Origin of the sequence: Azospirillum tabaci (assembly GCF_014596085.1) — a bacterium.
Lineage (GTDB): Bacteria > Pseudomonadota > Alphaproteobacteria > Azospirillales > Azospirillaceae > Azospirillum > Azospirillum tabaci.
Map to the genome: position 1 here is coordinate 56830 of NZ_JACCJY010000013.1, position 22158 is coordinate 78987.

Annotated in this window: 20 protein-coding genes; 5 read left to right on the forward strand and 15 right to left on the reverse strand. The window is 67.7% G+C overall.

Translation table 11 applies throughout. From position 1 onward, the window contains the following. Positions 1-235 precede the first annotated feature (235 nt). The 4 genes from recD2 (at position 236) to H0B54_RS13580 (ending at position 7460) form a co-directional block, all read left to right on the forward strand. A complete protein-coding gene (recD2, locus tag H0B54_RS13565; RefSeq protein WP_211109370.1) occupies positions 236-2431 on the forward strand; it encodes an SF1B family DNA helicase RecD2 in 2196 nt (731 codons plus the stop codon). Positions 2432-2782: 351 nt separating this feature from the next. Beyond that, positions 2783-3388, forward strand: coding sequence for a cold-shock protein (locus H0B54_RS13570; protein WP_094305911.1), 606 nt, complete (start codon positions 2783-2785; stop codon positions 3386-3388). A 220-nt stretch (positions 3389-3608) separates the two neighbouring features. Beyond that, positions 3609-4328: a Crp/Fnr family transcriptional regulator gene (locus H0B54_RS13575; RefSeq protein WP_188260754.1), complete on the forward strand. Its 720-nt coding sequence runs from the start codon at positions 3609-3611 to the stop codon at positions 4326-4328. A 150-nt stretch (positions 4329-4478) separates the two neighbouring features. Then, positions 4479-7460 (forward strand): DUF3369 domain-containing protein, encoded by a 2982-nt coding sequence (locus H0B54_RS13580; RefSeq protein ID WP_188260755.1) that lies wholly within the window; start codon positions 4479-4481, stop codon positions 7458-7460. 53 nt (positions 7461-7513) lie between these two features. On the opposite strand, the gene H0B54_RS13585 is transcribed toward H0B54_RS13580, so the two are convergent. From H0B54_RS13585 to H0B54_RS13640, 12 genes are all read right to left on the reverse strand, one after another. Next, positions 7514-9505: a methyl-accepting chemotaxis protein gene (locus H0B54_RS13585; protein WP_188260756.1), complete on the reverse strand. Its 1992-nt coding sequence runs from the start codon at positions 9503-9505 to the stop codon at positions 7514-7516. Between the two features lie 214 nt (positions 9506-9719). Then, positions 9720-10019, reverse strand: coding sequence for a hypothetical protein (locus H0B54_RS13590; protein ID WP_188260757.1), 300 nt, complete (start codon positions 10017-10019; stop codon positions 9720-9722). Positions 10020-10240: 221 nt separating this feature from the next. Beyond that, positions 10241-10534 carry a ferredoxin family protein gene (locus tag H0B54_RS13595; protein ID WP_094305907.1) on the reverse strand — a complete coding sequence of 98 codons (294 nt, stop codon included), beginning with the start codon at positions 10532-10534 and terminating at the stop codon, positions 10241-10243. Continuing rightward, the gene (locus H0B54_RS13600) at positions 10531-11832 is read right to left on the reverse strand and encodes an FAD-dependent oxidoreductase (protein ID WP_188260758.1); all 1302 of its coding nucleotides are present in this window, start codon (positions 11830-11832) and stop codon (positions 10531-10533) included. The genes H0B54_RS13595 and H0B54_RS13600 overlap by 4 nt, the downstream gene beginning before the upstream one ends. Positions 11833-11862: 30 nt before the next feature. Then, positions 11863-12942, reverse strand: a complete 1080-nt coding sequence (locus tag H0B54_RS13605) for an electron transfer flavoprotein subunit alpha/FixB family protein (protein ID WP_188260759.1) — start codon at positions 12940-12942, stop codon at positions 11863-11865. Between the two features lie 53 nt (positions 12943-12995). Then, complete coding sequence (locus H0B54_RS13610; RefSeq protein ID WP_188260760.1) at positions 12996-13847, reverse strand: electron transfer flavoprotein subunit beta/FixA family protein; 852 nt, start codon at positions 13845-13847, stop codon at positions 12996-12998. A gap of 347 nt (positions 13848-14194) precedes the next feature. Beyond that, positions 14195-14518 (reverse strand): nitrogenase-stabilizing/protective protein NifW, encoded by a 324-nt coding sequence (gene nifW, locus H0B54_RS13615; protein ID WP_188260761.1) that lies wholly within the window; start codon positions 14516-14518, stop codon positions 14195-14197. 17 nt (positions 14519-14535) lie between these two features. Further along, positions 14536-15414 carry a serine O-acetyltransferase gene (gene cysE, locus H0B54_RS13620; RefSeq protein ID WP_211109371.1) on the reverse strand — a complete coding sequence of 293 codons (879 nt, stop codon included), beginning with the start codon at positions 15412-15414 and terminating at the stop codon, positions 14536-14538. A gap of 13 nt (positions 15415-15427) precedes the next feature. After that, a complete protein-coding gene (gene nifV, locus H0B54_RS13625) occupies positions 15428-16573 on the reverse strand; it encodes a homocitrate synthase (protein ID WP_188260762.1) in 1146 nt (381 codons plus the stop codon). A 262-nt stretch (positions 16574-16835) separates the two neighbouring features. Further along, positions 16836-18041: a cysteine desulfurase NifS gene (gene nifS, locus H0B54_RS13630; protein WP_145679125.1), complete on the reverse strand. Its 1206-nt coding sequence runs from the start codon at positions 18039-18041 to the stop codon at positions 16836-16838. 3 nt (positions 18042-18044) lie between these two features. Further along, a complete protein-coding gene (gene nifU, locus H0B54_RS13635; RefSeq protein WP_188260763.1) occupies positions 18045-18962 on the reverse strand; it encodes a Fe-S cluster assembly protein NifU in 918 nt (305 codons plus the stop codon). 47 nt (positions 18963-19009) lie between these two features. Then, on the reverse strand, positions 19010-19390 hold the full coding sequence (locus H0B54_RS13640; protein ID WP_188260764.1) for a HesB/IscA family protein: 381 nt from the start codon (positions 19388-19390) through the stop codon (positions 19010-19012). 281 nt (positions 19391-19671) lie between these two features. On the opposite strand from H0B54_RS13640, the gene H0B54_RS13645 reads away from it, so the two are divergent. After that, positions 19672-20169: a hypothetical protein gene (locus H0B54_RS13645; RefSeq protein ID WP_188260765.1), complete on the forward strand. Its 498-nt coding sequence runs from the start codon at positions 19672-19674 to the stop codon at positions 20167-20169. Positions 20170-20255: 86 nt separating this feature from the next. Here H0B54_RS13645 and H0B54_RS13650 read toward each other — a convergent pair whose 3' ends face one another. The 3 genes from H0B54_RS13650 to fdxB form a co-directional block, all read right to left on the reverse strand. Then, positions 20256-21029, reverse strand: a complete 774-nt coding sequence (locus H0B54_RS13650; protein WP_188260766.1) for a hypothetical protein — start codon at positions 21027-21029, stop codon at positions 20256-20258. A 90-nt stretch (positions 21030-21119) separates the two neighbouring features. Then, on the reverse strand, positions 21120-21710 hold the full coding sequence (locus H0B54_RS13655; RefSeq protein ID WP_188260767.1) for a nitrogen fixation protein NifQ: 591 nt from the start codon (positions 21708-21710) through the stop codon (positions 21120-21122). Between the two features lie 90 nt (positions 21711-21800). Then, positions 21801-22094 (reverse strand): ferredoxin III, nif-specific, encoded by a 294-nt coding sequence (fdxB, locus tag H0B54_RS13660; RefSeq protein WP_094305894.1) that lies wholly within the window; start codon positions 22092-22094, stop codon positions 21801-21803. Positions 22095-22158 lie beyond the last annotated feature (64 nt).

Here is a 22158-nt window from a genome sequence, read left to right on the forward strand (position 1 = left end):
CTGCTCTTTCCTTCCGAAGTCGTAGACACCGCGGTTTTTCGGTTTGTCGTTCTTTGGCTGACGTTTTTTTCACCGCAAGCCCGCTCCGGCGCGGTCCGTTCGGTCCGGTGTCCGGCGCGGGGTTCGCGCGACAAGGTACACATTCGCGGCGCCGCGGTCTTCCTCCGAATTGCCGCGCTGCGGCGGTTGCGCGGGGAACTCCCCCAAAGGCCCGCCAGCACCTATGTTGGGTGGCATGAGCATATCCGGCGATGCCTCCACCGCGGCGGGACCCCCGCGGGAACCGCTGTCGGGGCTGGTGGAGCGGGTGACCTTCCACAGCCCGGAGACGGGATTCTGCGTGCTGCGGCTGAAGGTGCGCGGCCAGCGCGACCTCGTCACGCTGGTCGGCCACGCCGCCACCATCGGCGCCGGGGAATTCGTGCAGGCCAGCGGCGCCTGGGTGAACGACCGCAACCACGGGCTCCAGTTCAAGGCCGACTTCCTGCGCGCCACCCCGCCGACCACGGTGGAGGGGATCGAGAAGTATCTCGGTTCCGGCCTGATCCGCGGCATCGGGCCGGTCTACGCGAAGAAGATGGTCAAGGCGTTCGGCGAGGCCGTGTTCGACGTGATCGAGCAGGAGCCGGACCGGCTGCGGCAGGTCACCGGCATCGGGCCGAAGCGGGCGCAACGCATCATCGCCGGCTGGGCCGACCAGAAGGTGATCCGCGAGATCATGATCTTCCTGCACAGCCACGGGGTCGGCACCTCGCGCGCGGTGCGAATCTTCAAGACCTACGGGCCGGAGGCCATCCAGCTCATCACCGAGAACCCCTACCGGCTGGCCCGCGACATCCGCGGCATCGGCTTCAAGACGGCGGACGCGGTGGCCGCCCGGCTGGGCATCGAGAAGACCGCGATGATCCGGGCGCGGGCCGGCATCGGCTATGCGTTGGCCGAGGCGACGGACCAGGGCCATTGCGGCGTGCCGGTGGCGGAGCTGATCCCGCTGGCCGTGAAGCTGCTGGAAATCGACGCGTCCATTTTGGAGACCGCGGCGGACCTGGAGCGGCAGGACGGCGCGGTGGTCGCCGACAGCCTGGGCGGCGAGCCCTGCCTGTTCCTGGCCGCGCTCCACCGTGCGGAGCGGGCCATCGCCGAGCGGCTGCGCCGGCTGGCCGGCGGTCCCGTGCCTTGGCCGGAGATCGACGCGGAGAAGGCGATTCCCTGGGTGGAGGCGAAGGCCGGGATCACGCTGGCCGAGGGACAGCGGGAGGCGCTGCGCCACGCGGCGACGTCGAAGCTGCTGGTGATCACCGGCGGTCCGGGGGTGGGCAAGACGACGCTGGTGAACAGCATCCTGACCATGCTGAAGGCCAAGGGCGTGTCGATCGCGCTGGCCGCCCCGACGGGGCGCGCCGCCAAGCGGCTCAGCGAGAGCACCGGCCTGGAGGCGCGGACGATTCACCGCCTGCTGGAGACCGACCCGCAGGCCGGCGGCTTCAAGCGCGACGAGACCAACCCGCTGGACTGCGACCTGCTGGTGGTGGACGAGACCAGCATGGTCGACGTGCCGCTGATGAACGCCCTGCTGCGCGCCGTGCCGGGGCGGGCAGCGCTGCTTCTGGTCGGCGACGTGGACCAGTTGCCCTCGGTCGGGCCGGGGCAGGTGCTGGGCGACGTGATCGCCTCCGGCGCGGTGCCGGTGGTGCGGCTGACCGAAATCTTCCGGCAGGCGGCGACCAGCCGCATCATCGTCAACGCCCACCGCATCAACGCCGGCCAGATGCCGGAGACGCCGAAGGCCGGCGAGGACAGCGACTTCTACTTCGTCGAGGCGGCGACTCCGGAGGCCGGGGTGGCGAAGCTGATCGAGATGGTGCGCGACCGCATTCCCCGCCGATTCGGGGCCGACCCGGTGCGCGACGTGCAAATCCTCTGCCCGATGAACCGCGGCGGCCTCGGCGCGCGGTCGTTGAACATCGAATTGCAGAAGGTGCTGAACCCGCCGGGCGAGTCCCGAGTCGAGCGCTTCGGCTGGACCTTCGGTCCCGGCGACAAGGTCATGCAGGTCGAGAACAACTATGATAAGGAGGTCTACAACGGCGACCTCGGCATCGTATCCGCCGTCGATCCGGAAGAGGGGACGCTGACCGCCACTTTCGACGGTCGCCCTGTGGCCTATGATTTCGGAGAATTGGACGAGATCGTTCTTGCCTACGCGACGACGATCCACAAGAGCCAGGGGTCCGAATACCCGGTGGTCATCATCCCGGTGGTGACCCAGCATTACACGATGCTCCACCGCAACCTGATTTATACGGGCGTGACGCGGGGCAAGCGGCTGGTGATCATGCTCGGCCAGCGCCGCGCGCTCGCCATGGCGGTGCGTGGGACGCAGGGACGGCGGCGTTGGACGAAGCTGGGGGAATGGCTGTCGTCACTATGACCCTTGGCGGAAGACAACCATGTCGGGATTTTGTCACAGACGTATGCGCGCGCCGTTTGCGGTGCCTGCGCCTGTGTGCGGCGTGCGCCTCGCCGCGCGCTGTTGAAAATCTCCTAACCTGTTCAATTGGCAAAGGAAATCCCTCTTCTCTCGGGGCTGCGGAGGGGGCGGGGGCCGAGAGGGCGACGGGGACGGCACCGGGCTCCTTCGGGACCGATACCCCTTCCGAACGGACAGACATCCCCTTGGCCGAATGTCGCAGGAAAGGGCGTCTGGCCTTTGGCGTGCTTGACGGATGGCCCGTACCCTGTGACAAAGATAATTCGGCATCCTCTATGAGCTTGAAGACACATGTTCGACCGCCCGCCCCGTCAGGGCTACCGCGCTCCCGAGATCACCAAGGCCAACGTCACCGCCACTGTGAAGTGGTTCAACCCCACCAAGGGGTTCGGCTTCGTGTCACCCGAGGACGGTTCGCCCGACGCCTTCCTGCACGTCTCCGCGGTCCAGGCCGCCGGCTATGACGCGCTCGACGAAGGCGCCACCATCGTTTGCGACCTCGCCCGCGGCCCGAAGGGTCCGCAGGTTGCTTCCATCCAGTCCGTGGACACCTCCACCGCGACCCGTTCGGCCCGTCCGGCCCGCACGGGCGGCGCCGGTGGCTTTGGCGGCGGCGGTTATGACCGTGGCGGCTACGGCGGCGGCGGCGGTTACGACCGCGGCGGCTGGGGCAACGACGCCGGCGGCGGCGAAGAGGTCGACGGCACCGTCAAGTGGTTCAACGCCGACAAGGGCTTCGGCTTCATCACGCCGAGCACCGGTGGCAAGGACGTCTTCGTCCATGTGAACGTTCTGCGTCGCTCCGGCATGCAGACGCTCCAGGAAGGCGATCAGGTGCGCGTGACCGTCCGCCAGGGCCAGAAGGGTCCGGAGGCCGGCAAGGTCGAGTACCGCTAAGCCTCTTCAGCCTCTGAAGAACGGCCGGGGCGCTTCCGCGAGGGGGCGCCCCGGTTCGTTTCCGGGTCCCGGATGCCGGTGCCCGAGGCATCCGCATCGTCGCGGTGATTCCCTGTCTTGCCCAAAGCTTGTGCATGCTGCGACAGTGGCCGGGCGGAATGGCCCCGCCCACCGGCTGTCCGGGCCGGGACCGCTGGAGGGTGAGAAGGTGAGGGAAGGCATGAGGAACGATCCGCCGGGCTTCCGGCCCCAGGACGCCGCGACGCTGCGGTCCAACGCGCTGTTCGGGCGCCTGCCCGACCGGTCGCTGGAGCTGCTCGTCAGCACGGCCCAGGTGCGCATGGTGCCACGCGGCACCACCCTGTTCGTTCAGGATGAGGATGCCGACCGCTTCTTCGCGCTGCTCGACGGCTGGGTGAAGCTCTACCGCCTGACCCGCGACGGGGCGGAGGCGGTGGTGACCATCGTCGCCCCCGGCGAGACCTTCGCCGAGGCCGCCATGTTCGCCAGCGGCAAGTTCCCGGTCTGCGCGGAGGCGGTGGCCGACTCGCGCGTCATGACCCTGACGGCGGAGGGCTTCGCCCGCTGCCTGCGCGAGGACGAGCAGATCGCCTTTGCCATGCTGGGGTCCCTGTCGGTGCGGCTGCGCCACCTCGTCCAGCAGATCGAGCAATTGCAGGTCCAGCCGACCGCCCAGCGGGTCGGCAGCTTCCTGCTGCGCTTCTGCCCGGAGGGATCGGGTGCGGCCAACTTCGCTCTGCCCTTCGACAAGGCGCTGGTCGCGCGGCGCCTCGGCATGCAGCCGGAGACCTTTTCCCGCGCGCTGGCGAAGCTGCGTGGGGTGGGGGTGGAGACGCAGGGGGGCGCGGTGTCCGTCGCCGACCTGGACGCGCTGCGCCGTTTCTGCAACGCCGACTCCGGTGGCGACACCGGCGGCTGACGGTGCGGGCGTGGCGCAGTCTGGGGTTGTCGTCGGTCGCGACGCCCTGCCGATGAAGGGTTGTGGCGGGCCGCAGGAGCATGTTCACGAGCGGTGGCGCTGTGATATCCTCCCGCGACCAGAGGCTGCCGACGGCGCGGAGGGAGTTCGATGAGCGACGAGTTTCTTTTCGCCGACGACGAGCCGGGCATCGAGGCCGAGACGGCGAAGGAAGCGGCGCCGGAGCCCGCCGATCCTTGGATCATCCTGATCGTCGACGACGATCCGGCCATCCACGCGACCACCAAGATGGTGCTGCGCGGCTTCACCTTTGAAGGACGCCCCGCGCAGTTCCTGTCCGCCGGAACCGCGGCCGAGGCGCGCAGCCTGCTGGAGCAGAATCCGGCCATCGCCGTGGTGCTCCTGGACGTGGTGATGGAATCCGACGACGCCGGCCTTCGGCTGGTGCGCATGATCCGCAGCGAGCTGAACAACCGGCGCGTCCGCATCATCCTGCGCACCGGCCAGCCGGGGCAGGCGCCGGAACGCGACGTCATCCTGAACTACGACATCAACGACTACAAATCGAAGACGGAACTGACGGCGCAGAAACTGTACACCTCGGTCGTCGCCGCCCTGCGTGGCTATCAGGACATCACCGCCATTGAGGAGCACCGCCGGGGGTTGGAGCGCATCCTGGACGCATCCTCCGCCCTGCTGGACAAGCGGACCATGGCGGAATTCGTCCGCGGCGCGGTGTCGAAGATCGCGGAGATCTGTCCGCCCTGCGACGGCATCGCCCTGTGCAGCCGCTGGACGGAGGAGGAAACCGGCGGCGCCGCGCGCGACCCGCTGGTGCTGGGGGCCAGCGGCATTCACGCGGCGGCGGAGGGCAAGCCGGTGCGCGCCGCCCTGCCGGCGGAGGCGGCGGAGGCGGTGACCCAGGCGCTGGCCGACGGGCGGAACCGCTACGAGCGGGAGCGCAGCCTGCTGGTCTTCCGCTCCACTTCGCGGCACCACGACACGGTGTTCCACATCAGCCACCGGCGCCCCCTGACGGAGGATGAACAGCGGCTGCTGGAGGTCTTCTGCTCCAAGGTCGCGGTCGGTTTCGACAACGTGCATCTCTATGAAGAGCTGACCGCGCTGAACCGCAACCTGGAAAGCCAAGTGGCCGACCGCACCCGCGAACTGGTCGCCGCGACCGAGGCGGCGGAGGCCGCGCGGTCGGAAGCGGAGGCTGCCAACCAGGCCAAGTCGCTGTTCCTGGCGACCATGAGCCACGAGATCCGCACCCCGATGAACGGCGTCCAGGGCATGCTGGAACTGCTGGAATACACGCCGCTGACTCCCGAGCAGCAGGAATTGGTTTCCGTGGTGCGCGATTCGGCGGGGGCGCTGCTGACCATCATCAACGACATCCTGGATTTCTCGAAGATCGAGGCCGGGCGGCTGGATCTGGAGCGCGCTCCGGTGTCGCTGTCCGCGGTGGTGGAGGGCGTGGCCGAGACGCTGGCCCCGGCGGCGCGGCAGAAGGACCTGACGCTGGTCACCTACGTCGATCCCGACCTGCCGCCGCTGGTTATGGGCGATTCGGTGCGCATCCGGCAGGTGCTGTTCAACATCGCCGGCAACGCCGTGAAGTTCACCCCCTCCGGCTCGGTGCGCATCCGGGCTGAACTGGCACGGTTCGAGGACGGGCGGGCGACGATCCGGATCGCCGTGACCGACACCGGAATCGGCATCGCCAAGGAGGCGCAGGCCCAGCTGTTCCGTCCCTTCACCCAGGCCGAGGCTTCGACCACCCGGCGCTTCGGCGGGACGGGGCTGGGGCTGTCGATCTGCCGCCGTCTGGCCGAGCTGATGGGCGGCGAGGTGGGCGTGGCGAGCGAACCGGGCCGCGGCTCCACCTTCTGGTTCACCTTCACCGCCGATCTCGCCCCGGACGGCGACGCCATGGGTGTCGCGGCTCCGCCTTTGGCCGGACTATCGGTGTTGCTCCTGGCGGCCGACGCGGAGGAACGGCGATTCCTCGCCCGCTACCTGAACACCGACGGCGCCGTGTTGCTGGATGCGCCGGACGCCATCGCGGGGATTCAGGCGCTGCCGCCCGGCACGCCTTGCGACGTCGTGCTCACCACCGCCGAGGGGGATTTGCAGGCGCTGGACGCCGCGGCGCCGGGGCTGGCGCGCGGACGGGTGTTGCTGGGCGGCCGTGGTGCCTTGATCGATGCGGTCGGGCTCGCCCGCCCGGTGCGCCGCGGTCATCTGGTGCGCGCCGTGCTGGCCGCCGCGGGCCGCGGGCCGGCGGTCGAGGCCGACACAGGGCATCCCGGACTGTCCACGGCTTCCTTGACGGGGGACGGAGCGGCGTCCCCGCCACGCATCCTGGTGGCCGAGGATCATCCGACCAACCGGCAGGTCATCCAGCGGCAGCTCGCCCTGCTCGGCCAAGCGGCGGACCTGGCGGAGGACGGCGTCCAAGCCTTGGCCCTGTGGCGCAACGGCGATTACGCGCTTCTGCTGACCGACTGCCAGATGCCGGAGATGGACGGATTCGAGCTGACCCGGCTGATCCGTGCCGAAGAGGCGGCGAAAGGGCGTCCACGCCTGCCCATCATCGCGGTCACCGCCAACGCCATGGCCGGCGAGGCGCAACGCTGCCTGTCGGCGGGGATGGACGACGCCGTGTCGAAGCCGGTTGAGATCGGCCAACTGCGCCGCCTGCTGGACCGCCACCTGCCATCCAAGCCCGCGTCCGAACCGGCGCCGGCTCCCTCCGCATCCACCGCGGCGCCGGCGGCCGGCTCCGACGCGCCGCCCATCGACGTGGGCGTTCTGGCGACGCTGTTCGACGGGGACATGGAGTTCGTCGGGCAATTGCTGCAGGAGTTCATCGTCTCCAACAGCGCCAGCCGCGACCGTCTGGTCGCCGCCCACGAGGCGGCGGATTGGGACAGCGTGCGTCAGGCGGCCCACAAGCTGGCGGGGTCCTCCCGCACGGTGGGCGCGCGGGACCTGGCGGCGGCAAGCGACGCCATCGAGTTGGCCTGCGTCGACCAGCGGCTGGACGGCATCGGTGCGCTGGTTGCCCGCGCCGATCGGGAGCTGGGCCGTGCCGCCGCGTACATTCATGGCATGGCGCCGGCTTAGCGAACCGCCGCCGGCCCCAGCCGTCGATCCGGCGGCCCCTCAGGCGGCCCCCCTCAGGCGGCTATGGGCCGCAGGGTACGGTCGCGGACCAGCGCGTTGAAGCAGTCTTCGAATCCGGCCTTCGCCTCGTCCGGCAAGTCGAAACGGACATGGCAGCTCTGGGCGCCCACCGTCACGACGGCGAAGGGCAGGGGCATGCCGAAGCCATCGATGCGCAGCGTTCCGCGCGTGCCGTTCGTGGCACCGTCCCAGACTTGCAGCGCGGCGCCGCTGGAGGACAGGTTCTCCAGGCGGCAGATCCGGCTGCCGTCCGGGGTGTCGGCGCGGGCGGGGAGGTCCACCGCATAGCGGGTCTCGCGGCGGCGATCCACCTCGCTCATCGAGGTGCGGACGACCCGGACCAGGACGCCGCGCAGTTCGTCGATGCTTCCGGAGACGTCGTCGGCGATGACGCGCACGTCGGCGGCGCGGTCGCCGGTGGCCTTCGCCTCGCTCGACACTTCGGCGATCCGGTGGGAGACCTCGCGCGCGGCTTCAGCGGTCTGGTTGACGCTGCGGCTGATCTCCTGGGTCGCGGCGGCCTGTTCCTCCATCGCCGCGGCGATCGCTCCGGCCACCTGATCCACCTCGGCGATGCTGCCGGTGATGGTGGAGACGGCGGCCACGGCGCCACCGGTCGCCGCCCGGATCTCGCCGATCTGCTGGGCGATGTCCTCGGTCGCCTGTGCGGTCTGGCTTGCCAGATTCTTCACCTCGCTGGCCACCACGGCGAATCCCTTGCCGGCCTCGCCGGCCCTTGCGGCCTCGATGGTGGCGTTCAGCGCCAGCAGATTGGTCTGGCTCGCGATGTTCTGGATGAGCTGGGCGACGTCGCCGATCTTCTGCACGGCGTCGGACAGCGACTGGATGGTGCCGCGCGCCTGATTGCCCTTTTCCACGGCGACGCGGGTGATGCTGCTGGCCTGCGCCACCTGGGTGCCGATCTCGCGGATCGAGGCGGCCAACTCCTCCGAGGCGGCGGCGACGGTCTGGGCGTTGTGCAGGGCCTGCTCCGCGGCGGTGGCCACGGACTGGCTGTTCGCCCCGACCGCGCTCGCCGACTGGGCCATGGCGGCGGCGTTGCGTTCCATCTGCCCGGTGCGTTCGGACACCCGGTCCACGGCGTTGCGGGTTTCACGCTCCACCGTCTGGGCCATGGTTTCCAGCGCGTCGCGCTTGGCAGCCTCGGCCTGCTCCTGCTGGCGTGCCTGCTCCTGGCGCATGCGCTGGTTTTCCAGCCCGTTGGCCTTGAACACCTCCACCGCCCGGGCCATCGCGCCGATCTCGTCGCGCCCGCCGGCCGCTGGCACGATGGTGTCATAGTCGCCTCCGACGATGCGCCGCATCGTCTCGGTGAGCCGCGCCACCGGCCGTACGACGCGGAGCACCACCACCGCCATACCCAGGATCACCATCACAGCGCCGATCCCCAGGAGCACCAGGGAGGTTAAATTGGCGGTGGCGTGGGTGGCCTGAGCCTCCGCATAGCGCTCCCCGGCGACCCGCACCTGAAGGTCGATGAGTTGGCTGATGCCGTCGGTGACGGGATCGATCGTCTGGTACAGGTCGCTCTTCACGAAGGCGTCCAGCGCGGCGGTGTCCCGACCCGACAGGACGCCGATCAACCGTTCCACCGTCGCGTTGGCTTTGGCCATGTCCGGCTTGATCCCATTCACCAGCGCCGTCTCATCCGGGTCGAGGTCGGTGCCGAGATAGGCGTTCCAGCGCTCGCGAATGTCGTCCTTGGCCTTGCGGACGGAAGACAGGCTTTCGTCCCATGTGAAGTTGCCATTGCGCACCTTGTGCGAGGCATCGACGATGAAGACGGCATAAGCGTCGGAGATGATCTTGAGGTCTCGCAAGGGCAAAACGCGCTCATCATGAACCGTGCGGAGATTCCCGTTCGCCACGTTGAGCGCGCGCAGCCCTGCCAGATCGCTCAGCGCCAGCAGGACACCCAACAGGCTGAGAACCGAAAGCAATATGAATTTGATAGTGAATCGCATGACGCGCTCCCTTCTTGCAGCGGATTCAGATCCGCTTGTTTGCGTTTTCTTGCGAGCGCCACTGTGCGGTTCAATAAGTAAATAAAATCAAAAGACCGCCGCCATTCCTTGGCTATAGTCGGTAATATGTTTGACGTGGGGCGGCGGTCTTTTGGATGGATTTATGATGTTGTGCTGCTTGTCATTCCTTGTTGCGGCGAGAGTTTAGAAAGTTTCAGTGAATCTTTATTTCATTGCCGTGGTCCCGGCGATAAATGTGCACATGGTAGGCGGCCATCGGGTTGCCTCGGACATACTCGACCAGTCGCCGTTCCGTGTCCGGCGTGGCGTTGCGGATCAGCATCTGCCAAGCCGGCTCCATGGTGGCGCGCTGCGTCTCGTTGTGCGGCAGCATGATGAAGCCGGCCCATTCCGGCCGGAAGTCGGCCAGATAGCTTTCGGCGTAATGCCGCATCATGGACGCGTCGTTGACATTGACCGACTTCATGTTCTCGAAGCAGACACGAAGCTGCATTTCCCGTCTCCCTCGTCTTGCAGGTCTCGATACAACGGATATGTGCGACGTCCGTCCCTTCCGCATCCACCGGGCGGTTGAAAATTCGGGTGGGGCGGGGGCGCGCCCACGACGAAGAAACCCCTCCCCGCAGGGCGGGAAGGGGTTCTAGTCATGGCGGATAGGAGAGGGAGACGACCGGCAGGCCAGCGGCGAAGGCCGTAGGACCGCCGGTGCGTTCCTCAACCAAACTTATAACTGATGCCGTAGCCGCCCCGCGGGTAGTCCCACTGAATATTTTCCTTGTCCTGGCAGACCACGCGGCAGGTCCCGCATTCCAGGCAGCCGTCGGTGGCCAGCGTCACGCTGCCGGTTTCGTTCTTCGTGTAGCAGGCCGCCGGGCAGCAGACGGTGCAGGCCTGGGACTCGCAGGACTTGCAGACCGCGTCGTTGCGGATCTGGATGTGCGGCCGGCTCTCGTCGACGATGTAGCGGTTCTGGTACAGCTTCTCTTCGATCTTGACCACGATGCTCATCGCACGGCCCTCACCAGCTTGATTGCGTCGCCGACCAGACCCATGATCGAGCGCTTCTTGACGAAGGACTTCATGATCTCCTTCTCCTTCGTCTTCTTGTCCACGCTGTCCACGGTGAACCAGCTGTGGGCGGCGGCGGTCAGCGTGTCGGGATAGGCGCCGAAGAACTGCTTGTTCTCGTGCATGATGCCCGGCAGGTTCCGGTACTTCTTCAGGTCCTTCATGATGAAGCTGTCGTCCAGCTTCTTCTTGTAGGCGGCGAGGTTGGCGGCGTTGAAGGGCTTGCCGGCCTGCTTCAGCTCGATCACCGTCTCCGCCGCCATGCGGCCCGACGCCATGGCGAGGTTGGAGCCCTCGCGGTGGGCGGCGTTGTTGAAGTGGGCGGCGTCGCCGACCACCATCCAGCCGTCCCCAAAGAGCTGCGGAACCGCCTTGTAGCCGCCCTCGGGGATCATGTGGGCGGCGTATTCCTTCATCTCCGCCCCTTCGATCAGCGGCTTGATGACGGGGTGGTTCTTCAGATCCTCCAGCATCTTGTAAGGCGGGATGGCGCCCTCCTTGAAGTCGGAGATCAGGCAGCCGATGCCGATCGTCAGCGATTCCTTGTTGGTGTAGAGGAACGCGGTGCCGACCATGCCCTTGGTCACCTTGCCCATGATCTCGATGACCACGCCCTCTTCGTCCTTCAGGCCGAAGCGCTGCTGGATCAGCTCGGGATCGATGAACAGGATTTCCTTGACCGCCAGCGCGACGTTCTGCGGCGCCAGCTCCTGCTGGAAGCCGGTGCGGCGGGCGAGCAGGGCGTTCACGCCGTCGGCCATGATGACCACGTCGGCGTGGATCTCGCCGCCCTCGCGGTCGGTGCGCACGCCGATGACCTTGCCGGACGCGTCGCGGATCAGCTCCGTCACCGTGGTCTCGCAGATCTGCAGGCCGCCGGCCTCGCGGATCTTCTCGGAGAACCACTTGTCGATGTTGGCGCGGATGATCGTGTAGCGGTTCGGCTTGTCGCTGTTGAAGGCGTCCGAGCGGTAGTTGGTGCCGATGTAGTTGTCGTCGCCGAGCAGCCAGATGCGCTGTTCGATGATGTGGCGCTCGGTCGGGCAATCCTCACGGAAGTCCGGGATGATCTTCTCCAGCTCGGCGGCGTACATGATGCCGCCCTGGACGTTCTTGGCGCCGGGATACTCCCCGCGCTCGAGCTGAAGAACGTTGAGGCCCTGCTTGGCCAGCGTGTAGGCCGCCGCGTTGCCGGACGGGCCGGCACCGATGACGATGGCGTCGAACTTTTCGACCATGGTCCTTGTGGCTCCTGTTCGTCCGGATGTTCAGCCGGCCAGCCGGTTGACCGAGAGGCGCTTGCCGAAAGCGTCGGTCAGGGCCGGCAGGATGGTCAGCGCGTCGCCGACCAGCCCGAGATGGGCGAAGTCGAAGATCGGCGCGTTGGGGTCGGTGTTGATGGCCAGGATCAGGTCGGACTTCTCCATGCCGACCCGGTGCTGGATGGCGCCGGAGATGCCGGCGGCGATGTAGAGCTTCGGGCGCACCGTCTTGCCGGTCTGCCCGACTTGGCGGTCGAAGCCGGTCCAGCCGGCCTGGACCAGCGGGCGGGTCACCCCGACCTCGCCGCCCAGAACCTTGGCGAGGTCGAAGACCAGCTTCAGGTTCTCCGGCTTGCCCAGCCCCTTGCCCGCCGCGACGATGATGTCGGCGAAGGCGAGCTGCGCCTCGTTCTGCTCGCGGTCGGCGATGAAGCTCAGCACCTTGGTGATGATGTCGTCCTCGCGCAGCGCCGGGAACACCTCCACCACGCGGCCGGTGCGGCTGTCGTCGCGGTCGGGCATGGACATCACGCGCGGCCGCACCGTGGCCATCTGCGGGCGGTAGGCCAGCGTCTGGATGGTGCAGAGCAGGGTGCCGCCGAAGGTCGGGCGGGTGGCCGCCAGCGACCGGTTGTCCATGTAGATGTCCAGCTCGGTGCAGTCGGCGGTCAGGCCGGTGGCGAGCGTGGTGGCGATGGCGCCGGCGAGATCGCGGCCCAGCGTGGTGGCGCCCAGCAGCACGATCTCCGGCTTGTAGGTGTTGACCACGTCGGTCATCACCCGCGTGTAGGGATCGGTGCGGTAGTCGGCCAGGACCGGGTCGGTCACCTTGTAGACGACGTCGGCGCCGTAGGTGAAGGCGTCGCCGCAGATGGCGTTCAGCTCCGGGCTGTCGGCGCCCAGCACCACGGCCCCCACCTCGACGCCCAGCTTGTCGGCGAGCTTGCGGGCTTCGCCCACCAGCTCCCACGACACGGAATGGACGGAGCCGCGCTCCTGCTCCACGATCACCCAGATGCCCTTGTATTCCTTCAGGTGCTCGGGCAGTTGGAACTTGCGTCCCTGCGGCTTGCTTGGTTCGCTCATCGGGATGTCTCCGGCGGAGGATTCGTCAGGAACGGCGCGTCAAGGCCAGCGCGTCACAGGCCGGCGGCGGCGCGGGCGAGCAGCTCGTCGGCGAGTTTCGGCTGGGCGCCGAAGATGGCGTCCACGGCGGCGGCGGCCTGGGCTTCGGCGGTGGGGGCCTCGGCCTCGACCATCGTCGCCTTCTGGGCGCGCGGCTTCGGGACGAAGACCTTCGACACGACGGTGGGCGAGCCCTTCAGCCCGACCTTCGTCTCTTCGGCGCCGGTGGTGTCCTTGTTCCAGGTCTTCAGGCCGTAGCGGGCGGCGCGGAACATGTCGTCCATCTTGCCGAAGCGGATGGTGTTCGTGCCTTCCAGCATCGTGATCATGCAGGGCAGGGCGGTCTTCAGCACCTGCACGCCGCCTTCGGAGCGGCGGTGCACGACGATTTCCTTGGCGCCCTGGTCGATCGACTCGATCTTCGTGATGTAGGTGAGCTGCTGGAAGCCCAGCCGCGTGGCGATGCCCGGACCGACCTGCGCGGTGTCGCCGTCGACCGTCTGCTTGCCGCAGAAGACCAGATCGACCGTCTCCTCCTCCGACAGCTTCCGGATCGCCGAGGTCAGGGCGTAGGAGGTCGCCAGCGTGTCCGACCCCGCAAACTTGCGATCGGTCAGCAGCACCGCATCGTCGGCGCCCAGCGACAGCGCCTTGCGCAGCGAGGTTTCGGCCATCGGCGGCCCCATGGTCAGGACGGTGACGCGGGCGCCGACCTTGTCCTTGATCCGCAGCGCCTCCTCCAGCGAGAAGAGGTCGAAGGGGTTGATGATGGCCGGGACGCCCTGACGCATGATCGTGTTCGTCACGGGGTGGATGCGGATCTGGGCGCTGTCGGGCACCTGTTTGATACAGACAACGATGTGCATCCCGGTCTCCTTGACATTCCGCCGCCTGTCGCGCGGCGTGGCTATGGTCCTATCAGCAAGCGGCGTGCCAGTTCCGTGCTGGCGCGGTAAGACGTTGAATTTGACGGATTTTATGGCGATTGAGAGATTGTCGCAAAAACGACAAAGGACCGGCGTGTCGGCTTCTCAACAGGGGGTGTGTGCCGCGGCCCGACGCGATCCCGGCCCTCCTGCGCCCTCTGTCGCCTATGGGACAAACCCGACAACGGCCGGCCGAGGCGGAGGATGGCCGGAAAGCGGAACGGCCCGCGGACGCTCGCCGGTGGGCGGGTCCGCAGGCCGTTCTGGAAGCGAACGATGGGAAGGGATCAGGTCGGCAGCAGGGCGTCCAGCGGGACGAAGCGGTCGGCCATCCGCTTGGCCTCCTCCTGATGGACCTTGAAGGTCTTCTCGGCGATGGCGTTGGACGCGACGAAGTCCTGATAGGCGCGCTGCAGATGGGCGCTGTAGCGGGCGGCCATGCCCTCGTCGTCCAGCCCTTCCATGCCGGTGTCGGCGGATAGATAGTCGTGGAAGCGCTGCAGGATGTGCAGGCGGTTCACGTTCACCACGCGCTGCTCGTAGGTGACGCCGAGGAAGCGCAGGAAGTCCTCCGCGGTCTCCAGATCCTCCAGATCGTCCTTGAAGCTCATGGCGGGGTCCTTTCCATTCAGATGACGTAATGATCGGCGCGCGCGCCGGCGTCGTGGTTATCGTGATTGCGGTCGCCGCAGGCGTCCTGGTCGCACAGGTTGCCGCAGCTCCGGCAGACGATGCCGTCGAGCGGCAGGTCGTCCAGCCGGATGGCGCTCAGCGGCGGGGCGGGGTGGGGCGGGGCGGGGCGCGTGGCCTCCTCCGCCGCGTGGGCTTCCAACCGGGCCTCGATGCGGTTGATGTGGTCGATCAGGCAGGCGATGGCCTTGCCGACCGGGTCGGGCATCAGATGGTGGTCGAGGTCGATGCCGTGGGCGGCCAGCCGGCGCTGGGTGTCCGGACGGACGACGCGGCCGGGAATGCCGACCACCGTCATGCCCTCCGGCACGTCCTTGGTCACCACCGAGTTGGCGCCGACGCGGCACTGGGCGCCCACGGTGATCGGTCCCAGGATCTTGGCCCCGGACCCGACCAGCACGCCGTCGCCCAGCGTCGGGTGCCGCTTGCCCTTGGTCCAGGAGGTGCCGCCCAGGGTCACGCCGTGGTAGAGCGTCACGTCGTCGCCGACCTCCGCCGTTTCGCCGATGACGACACCGGCCCCGTGGTCGATGAAGAAGCGGCGGCCGATGGTGGCGCCGGGGTGGATGTCGATGTTGGTCAGCGCGCGGGCCAGATAGGACAGGAAGCGTGCCGGCCAGCGCAGCCCCCGCCGCCACATGGCGTTGGACAGCCGGTGGACCACCAGCGCGTGAATGCCGGGATAGCAGGTCAGCACGTCGAAGACGTTGCGCGCCGCCGGGTCGCGGTCGAAGACGCAGGCGACGTCCTCGCGCAGCAAACGCCACAGGCTGGGTTCCGTCATGGCGAGGTCCGGGTGGGCGTCGATCGCGGCCATGGAGTCCTCCGCATCACGAGGAGACGACGCTCCAGCGGGTGGCGTCGTCGTGGAAGGCGCGCAGCTCCTCCGCCGTCGGAGCGCGCTTGGCGCGGGTGGCGAGCGCGCGGACCCGCGGCAGCACCGCTTGGGCGGTGGCGTCGTCGCAGGCGATGCCGAGCTGGCCGTAGGCCATCTTCACCCCGGCCGTGCCGGAATGCTTGCCCAGCACGATGCGGTGCTCGCGCCCCACCTCGGCGGGGTCGAAATTCTGGTAGGTGGCGCGGTCGCGCAGCAGCCCGTCGACATGGATGCCGGCCTCGTGCGTGAAGACGGCGTCGCCGACGATGGACTTGTTGACCGCCACGGGCCGGTTGGAGGCGCGCTCCACAAGGTCGGAGATCCCCCCCAGCTTGCGGGTGTCCACCCCGGTGTCCTGTCCATAGAGCACCTTCAGCGACACCACCACCTCCTCCAGCGGGGCGTTGCCGGCGCGCTCGCCCAGGCCGTTGACGGTGGTGTTGACGTGGGTCGCCCCGCCCAGCACGGCGGCCAGCGAGTTGGCGTTGGCGAGGCCGAGGTCGTCGTGGGCGTGGATCTCGATCTCCAGGTCCGTGGCCCGGCGCAGCCGTTCGATGCAGGCGCGCGTCTGGAAGGGATCGAGCACGCCCAGCGTGTCGGCGAAGCGGAAGCGGCGGGCGCCGGCCTCCTGCGCCACGGTCGCGGCGGCCATCAGGAAATCCATGTCGGCGCGCGAGGAGTCCTCGCCGCCCAGGCTGACCTCCAGCCCGTGGTCGCGGGCCGTCTTGATCTTGCGTTCGATCTCCGACAAGGCCCAGGCGCGGCTGCGCTTGAGTTTCTTGGTGATGTGGATGTCGGAGACGGGCATCGACAGGTTGACGAAGCCGACTTGGCAGTCCAGCGCCGCCTTCAGGTCGGTGTCGTGCATGCGGCACCAGACCATCAGCCGCGCCTTCAGCCCCAGCGCGGCCACGGCGCGGATGCCTTCGCGCTCCTCCGGCCCCATGGCGGGGATGCCGATCTCAAGCTCCGGCACGCCGGCCTCGTCGAGCGCGCGGGCGATGGCGATCTTCTCGTCGAGCGTGAAGGCGACCCCCGCCGTCTGCTCCCCGTCGCGCAGCGTCGTGTCGTTGATGATGGTGGAACCGGCCATCGGCATGACATGAGCCTCGATGCGAATGCGTCGCGGTGATTGCCCCCACCCTCCCCACTGCGTGGGTCCCCTCCCTCCCCCGCTTCGCAGGGGAGGGCCTTGATTCCCTCCCCTGCGAAGCGGGGGAGGGTTAGGGTGGGGGCAACGGAGCCAGGGTGTTGTGTCGCAGACCGGGCCGGGGAACCGCGTCCCGGCGGGTGTCGTCGGGCGGGTTGCCGGGGCGCGGGCCCGGCCCGGCCTGCGATCTCGGTGTTACGAATAGATATTTCTACGAATAGACTGGGGCGAACTCCTTCGGCGCGCCCGCCTGCGACCAGTAGGGCGACAGCGAGCGCAGCTTCGCGATGATGCCGGGGACCACCGCGATCACCCGGTCGATCTCCTCCTCGGTCGTCTCGCGCGACAGGGAGAAGCGGGTGGCGCCGTGGGCGGCGGTGTAGGGCACGCCCATGGCCCGCATCACGTGGCTCGGCTCCAGCGACCCGGAGGTGCAGGCCGACCCCGACGAGGCGGCGATGCCGGCCTCGTTCAGCAGCAGGAGGATCGCCTCGCCCTCGATGTACTCGAAGGCGACGTTGCAGGTGTTGGGCAGGCGGTTGGCCGGGTTGCCGGTGACGAAGCAGTTGGGAACCGCAGCCAGGATGGCCTGCTCCAGCTTGTCGCGCAGCGCCTTCACCCGCGTGTTCTCGTCGGTCATGTGCATGAGCGCGAGCTGTGCCGCCGCTCCCAGCCCGACGATGCCCGGCGCGTTCTCCGTGCCGGCGCGGCGCGAGCGCTCCTGGTGGCCGCCGCGCAGCATCGGGCGGAAGCGCAGGCCGCGCTTGACGTAGAGCGCGCCGATGCCCTTGGGCGCGTGCAGCTTGTGGCCGGACAGCGACAGCATGTCCACCGCGCTGGTGGCGAGCGTCATCGGGATCTTGCCGACCGCCTGCACCGCGTCGGTGTGGAACACCGCCCCCGCCGCCTTGGCGAGCTGGGCCAGCTCCTCGATCGGGAAGATCGTCCCGGTCTCGTTGTTCGCCCACATGATCGAGACGATGGCGACGTCCGGCCCCAGCGCCGCCTTGTAGGCGTCGAGGTCGAGGTTGCCCCGGTTGTCCACGCCGATGCGGTGGACGGTGTAGCCGCGCTTCTTCTCCAGATAGTCGCACAGCGCCAGAACGGCGGGATGCTCGACCACGCTGGTGACGATGCTCTTCTTCTTCGGATAGGCCTCCAGCACCGACAGGATGGCGGTGTTGTCGCTCTCCGTGCCGCCGGAGGTGAAGACGATCTCGCTGTCATGGGCGGCGCCGAGGAGCGCCTGCACCTGCTTGCGCGCCCATTCGATCTTGCCGCCCACCGCGGCGCCGAAGCCGTGCATGGAGGAAGGGTTGCCGAACTGCTCGGTGAACAGGGGCAGCATCTCCGCCAGCACTTCCGGATCGACGCGGGTGGTGGCGTTGTTGTCCAGGTATATTCCCTGTGCGGTCATGGCTCAGGCTCCCACTGGCAGGAGGGAGGCGGGCTTGACGCGGACGAACTCGCCCAGCGCCTCGACCAGCTTGGCCTGCACGCCCATCATGGTGCCGGCGGACTGCGAACAGCCGGAGCAGGCGCCAGTCAGGCGGACGTAGATGTCTTTGCCGTCGATGTCCACCAGCTCCACGTCGCCGCCGTCGCGCTGGATCTGCGGGCGCAGCTCCTCGATGGCGAACATGATCTTCTGCATGCGCTGCACGTTCGTGAGCTTCGCCGGGGTGGCCTCGGCCTTCGGGGCCAGCGGCTTGATGGCGTCCAGCCCGACCGTGCCGGGAGCGTGGGCCTTGGGCGGGGCCAGCGCGCCGGTCTTGGCGAGCACGGCCTCCAGCACCTCCTCGATCTTCTCATGGCAGGTCTGGCAGGAGCCGCCGGCCTTGGTGTAGTGGGTGACCTCCTCCAGCGTGGTCAGGCTGTTGACGGTCACCGCGCGCTCGATCATCGCCGCGTCGATGCCGAAGCACTTGCAGACCAGCTCGCCTTCCTCATGGTCGTCCACCCACTCCTCGCCCTTGAAGTTGGCGATGGCGGCGCGGAGCGCCTCGGCGCCCATGACCGAACAGTGCATCTTCTCCGGCGGCAGGCCGCCCAGATACTCGGCGATGTCGCGGTTGGTGACGGCCAGCGCCTCGTCCACCGTCTTGCCGATGATCATCTCCGTCAGCGCCGACGAGGACGCGATGGCCGAGCCGCAGCCGAAGGTCTGGAACTTCGCGTCCTCGATGACCTGGCTGTCGGGGTTGACCTTCATCATCAGCTTCAGGGCGTCGCCGCAGGTGATCGACCCGACCTCGCCCACGGCGTTCGCCTCATCCAGCGCGCCGGCGTTCTTCGGGTTGAAGAAGTGTTCCTTGACCTTGTCGGTGTAGTTCCACATGACGCCTTGCCTTTCCCGCGTTACCGGGTGGGGGAGTGTGTTCGGGGTTAGTGGGCGGTGCCGCAGCCGCCGGCCGACGGCGCGGAGGAGCAGCTTCCCCCCGGTCCCGCCGAGAAGGACTTGCCGCAGCCGCAGCTGCCCGTCGCGTTCGGGTTGTCGAACTTGAAGCCCGCGCCCTCGACCCCTTCGACGAAATCGACCACCACGCCGGTCAGGAAGGGCTGGCTGGCCGGATCGACGAAGATCGTCACCGGGCCGAAGGTCAGCACGGCGTCCTCGTCGCCCGCCGTGGCCTCCAGCCCCATCTGGTACTTCATGCCGGCGCAGCCGCCGTCGGCCACCGCGATGCGCAGTCCGGCCGCGGCGCCGCCGGACTTCGCCAGCACGCGCTCCAGGGTGTTCACCGCCGCATCCGTCAGGGTCACCATGTCTGCCGCCTCCAAATGCTCCGTCGGGCATGCCGACCGTTCCTGGTCATAGGATCAGCAAGCGGCGTGCCAAATTGTAAGTAACTGATTTTCAAAGATTGTCAGGTCAGAGGGCTGACGCCTTCCCGACAATTGTCGGGTCGGGACCATGTCGGGTTTGCGACATCCTGCGACGAAAGGACGCACAATTTAATTATGGGCTTTTGCGAAACAGGCTTGCGGCCCATACAGGATTGTCGGTCGGGCGCACGGTATCGCGAAACAACGGAAGGGGACGGGTGATGGAGCGGCCGGTCGAACTGCGGATGTCCAACGGGCGGATGGCCTTCGGCGAGGTTCCGGAACACATCGACGAGAAGCTGCAGGAGGCGGTGAAGGCCCGCCCCGACGCCGCGGCCTGCGAGGCCCTGCTGTGGGAGGCCCACCGGATGGGGCCGCGCGTCCTGCCGGTCTTCTACGCGCTCTACAAATTCTACTTCAACCGCAAGCGCTTCGCGGACGCGGAGCGGGTGGCGACGATCGGGCTGGACGCGGCGGCGCGCGAGGGCGGCTATGCCGGGGACTGGCGGAGCCTGGGCGCGGACAGCGCGGATTGGACGAAGGAAGGGCCGCCGCGCTTCACCCTGTTCACCCTCAAGGCGCTGGCCTTCATCAGCCTGCGCAGCGGGCGGGTGGAGGCGGCGAGGGCGATCCTCGCCAAGCTGGCGGAGATCGACCCACAGGACCGGGTCGGCTACGGCGTCATCGCCGCTCTGGCCCGCGGGATCGAGACGGAATAGAGAAGAACTGCCGTCAGGTGCCCGCGAAGGCACCCATGCGGGATGACACCGGCCAACGCGCGTGGAGGAATGCCTTCGCGTGACGGTCAGCCCGTTCTGCTGGCGATCATCAGCCGGGTGACGGCCTTTGTCTGGTCGCCGATGGCTTTGACGATCGAGGACAGAGGAACTGTGATCTGCCACCCCGCCGTTGGATCGCGCACCAGCGCCCACGGCTCGAATTCATTGTCGATCAGCCGGGAGTAGACCGCGTCCACGATGATGTAGTGGCTGCCGACCGTGTAGATGTAGGACTCCTTCATGCTGGCGCCGGATGTGATCCAGGCCTCGACCCGCGGCTCGTCCTTGCTGTCGGAGCAACCGTTCGCGTCGATCACCAGCTGCCAGGGGCTTCCCCCGAAATACTCGTTCGCTTCAATCACTAGATCGGTGTCGCTCTTGAGCGATGGAAGGTCTTGTGTGCTTATGTAGCGGTCTGCGTTCCAGAAATTGTTGTCGAGACCCAGCATCGCGGCGCAGGTGCTTCCGCAATTGTTCCGGCCGATTTGCTGAAGAACCCAATAGCCGATCTTTGTTTTGAAGGCGGCTCCCGCCACATATTTGTAGGATTTCTTTTCTTCAAAATCGAACTCATCCATCAGCAATAATTGCGGAGAAACCGCGGCATCGATGGTCAGGGTTCTGTAGTCATCCAGGTTGTATTTTTGGGGGATGTACCAACGGAATTGCAGGTTCGTTAATCGGATAAAGCTCTCTTCGGTGAATTCCTCCCAGCCGCCTTGCTTGTTCAAGGCATAGTATGGCAACCGCCCCAGACTGTTGTTGTAGCCGGCGATGTTCCTGTTTTCGCTTTTCCGCATGGTCGTCCGCTCCGTGGATTCACCATATCCGGCTCGGATCATGGCTGTTGACTGGACGACGCGTCGGGGACGGCTGTGAACGGCAAGCTTCTATTCGGCGGCTCCGAAACAGACCGCTTCGGCGCCGCAATCGTTGCAGACCGGGGCGCCGCAGGGGATCAGCCCGTCCCGCGCGCAGAGGAAGCGGAAGAGGAAAACCTTCCAGCGGGTGCCGGTGGCGTTCAGAAGCGCCAGGGGTTCGAAATGGCGCTCCATCAGCGCCGCGAGGTGGCTCGGGCCAGCCAACCCCAGGTCCCGCCAGAGCTCGCCACGGTCCAGCATCGCCCGCGCGACGATCGCGGCGAGCCACTCCTCCTCCTCGATGCCCAGCGAGCGGTGGGCGAGCAGGAGGGCGGCGATGTCGTCCACTTCGCCGCGAAGCAGCGGCGGCAGGGGAGTGGGGGAACTGTCGGGAACCGGGATGCCCTGGGCTAGGGCATCGGGAAAGTATTTCTCGAGAAGCTGGCCGAGCGCCCGCTCGTCGAGACCGAGCGCGCCCGGACCCGCCGGCCAGCGGCGGGCCAGGATGCAGGCGAACAGGTGCGCGTCGAAGACGTTGCAGCGTCCCTGGCGGTCGGTCAGCCAGCGGTACAGCCGCGTGGTGTCGCCCGCCCCCGGCGGGGCGGCGTGCAGGATGCCCATGGCGTGGGTCCTCCGGGGGCGGGCGGCCGTCAGGCCGTCATCGATAAGTTTGGGCGGCCGTCAGGCCGTGTCAGACCAACTCGGCGGCCGTCAGGCCGCCTGGGGCAAGTGGGTGATGCAGTTCTTGGAGCAGACCTTGCCGCAGCTCTCGCAGCCGATGCAGTTGCCGGCGTTCTTGACGCTCATGACCTTCTTCTCGGCCTCGTCGTCGAAGGCGTCGACAATGTCGCCGTCCTCGGTGATGCCGATCAGCTCCAGCACGTCGCGGCCGCAGACCTTGAAGCAGCGGCCGCAGCCGATGCACATCTTCTGGTCGACGCTCTCCACGAATTTCGGCGTCCAGGCGGCGCCGCCTCGGGTGGTGCCGGTCACGAACTCAGCCATCGTCTGCTCCTCAATCGGGCTTGTTGTCGGGGTTTTTGGTGGGAATGGACGTTGCCCCCACCCC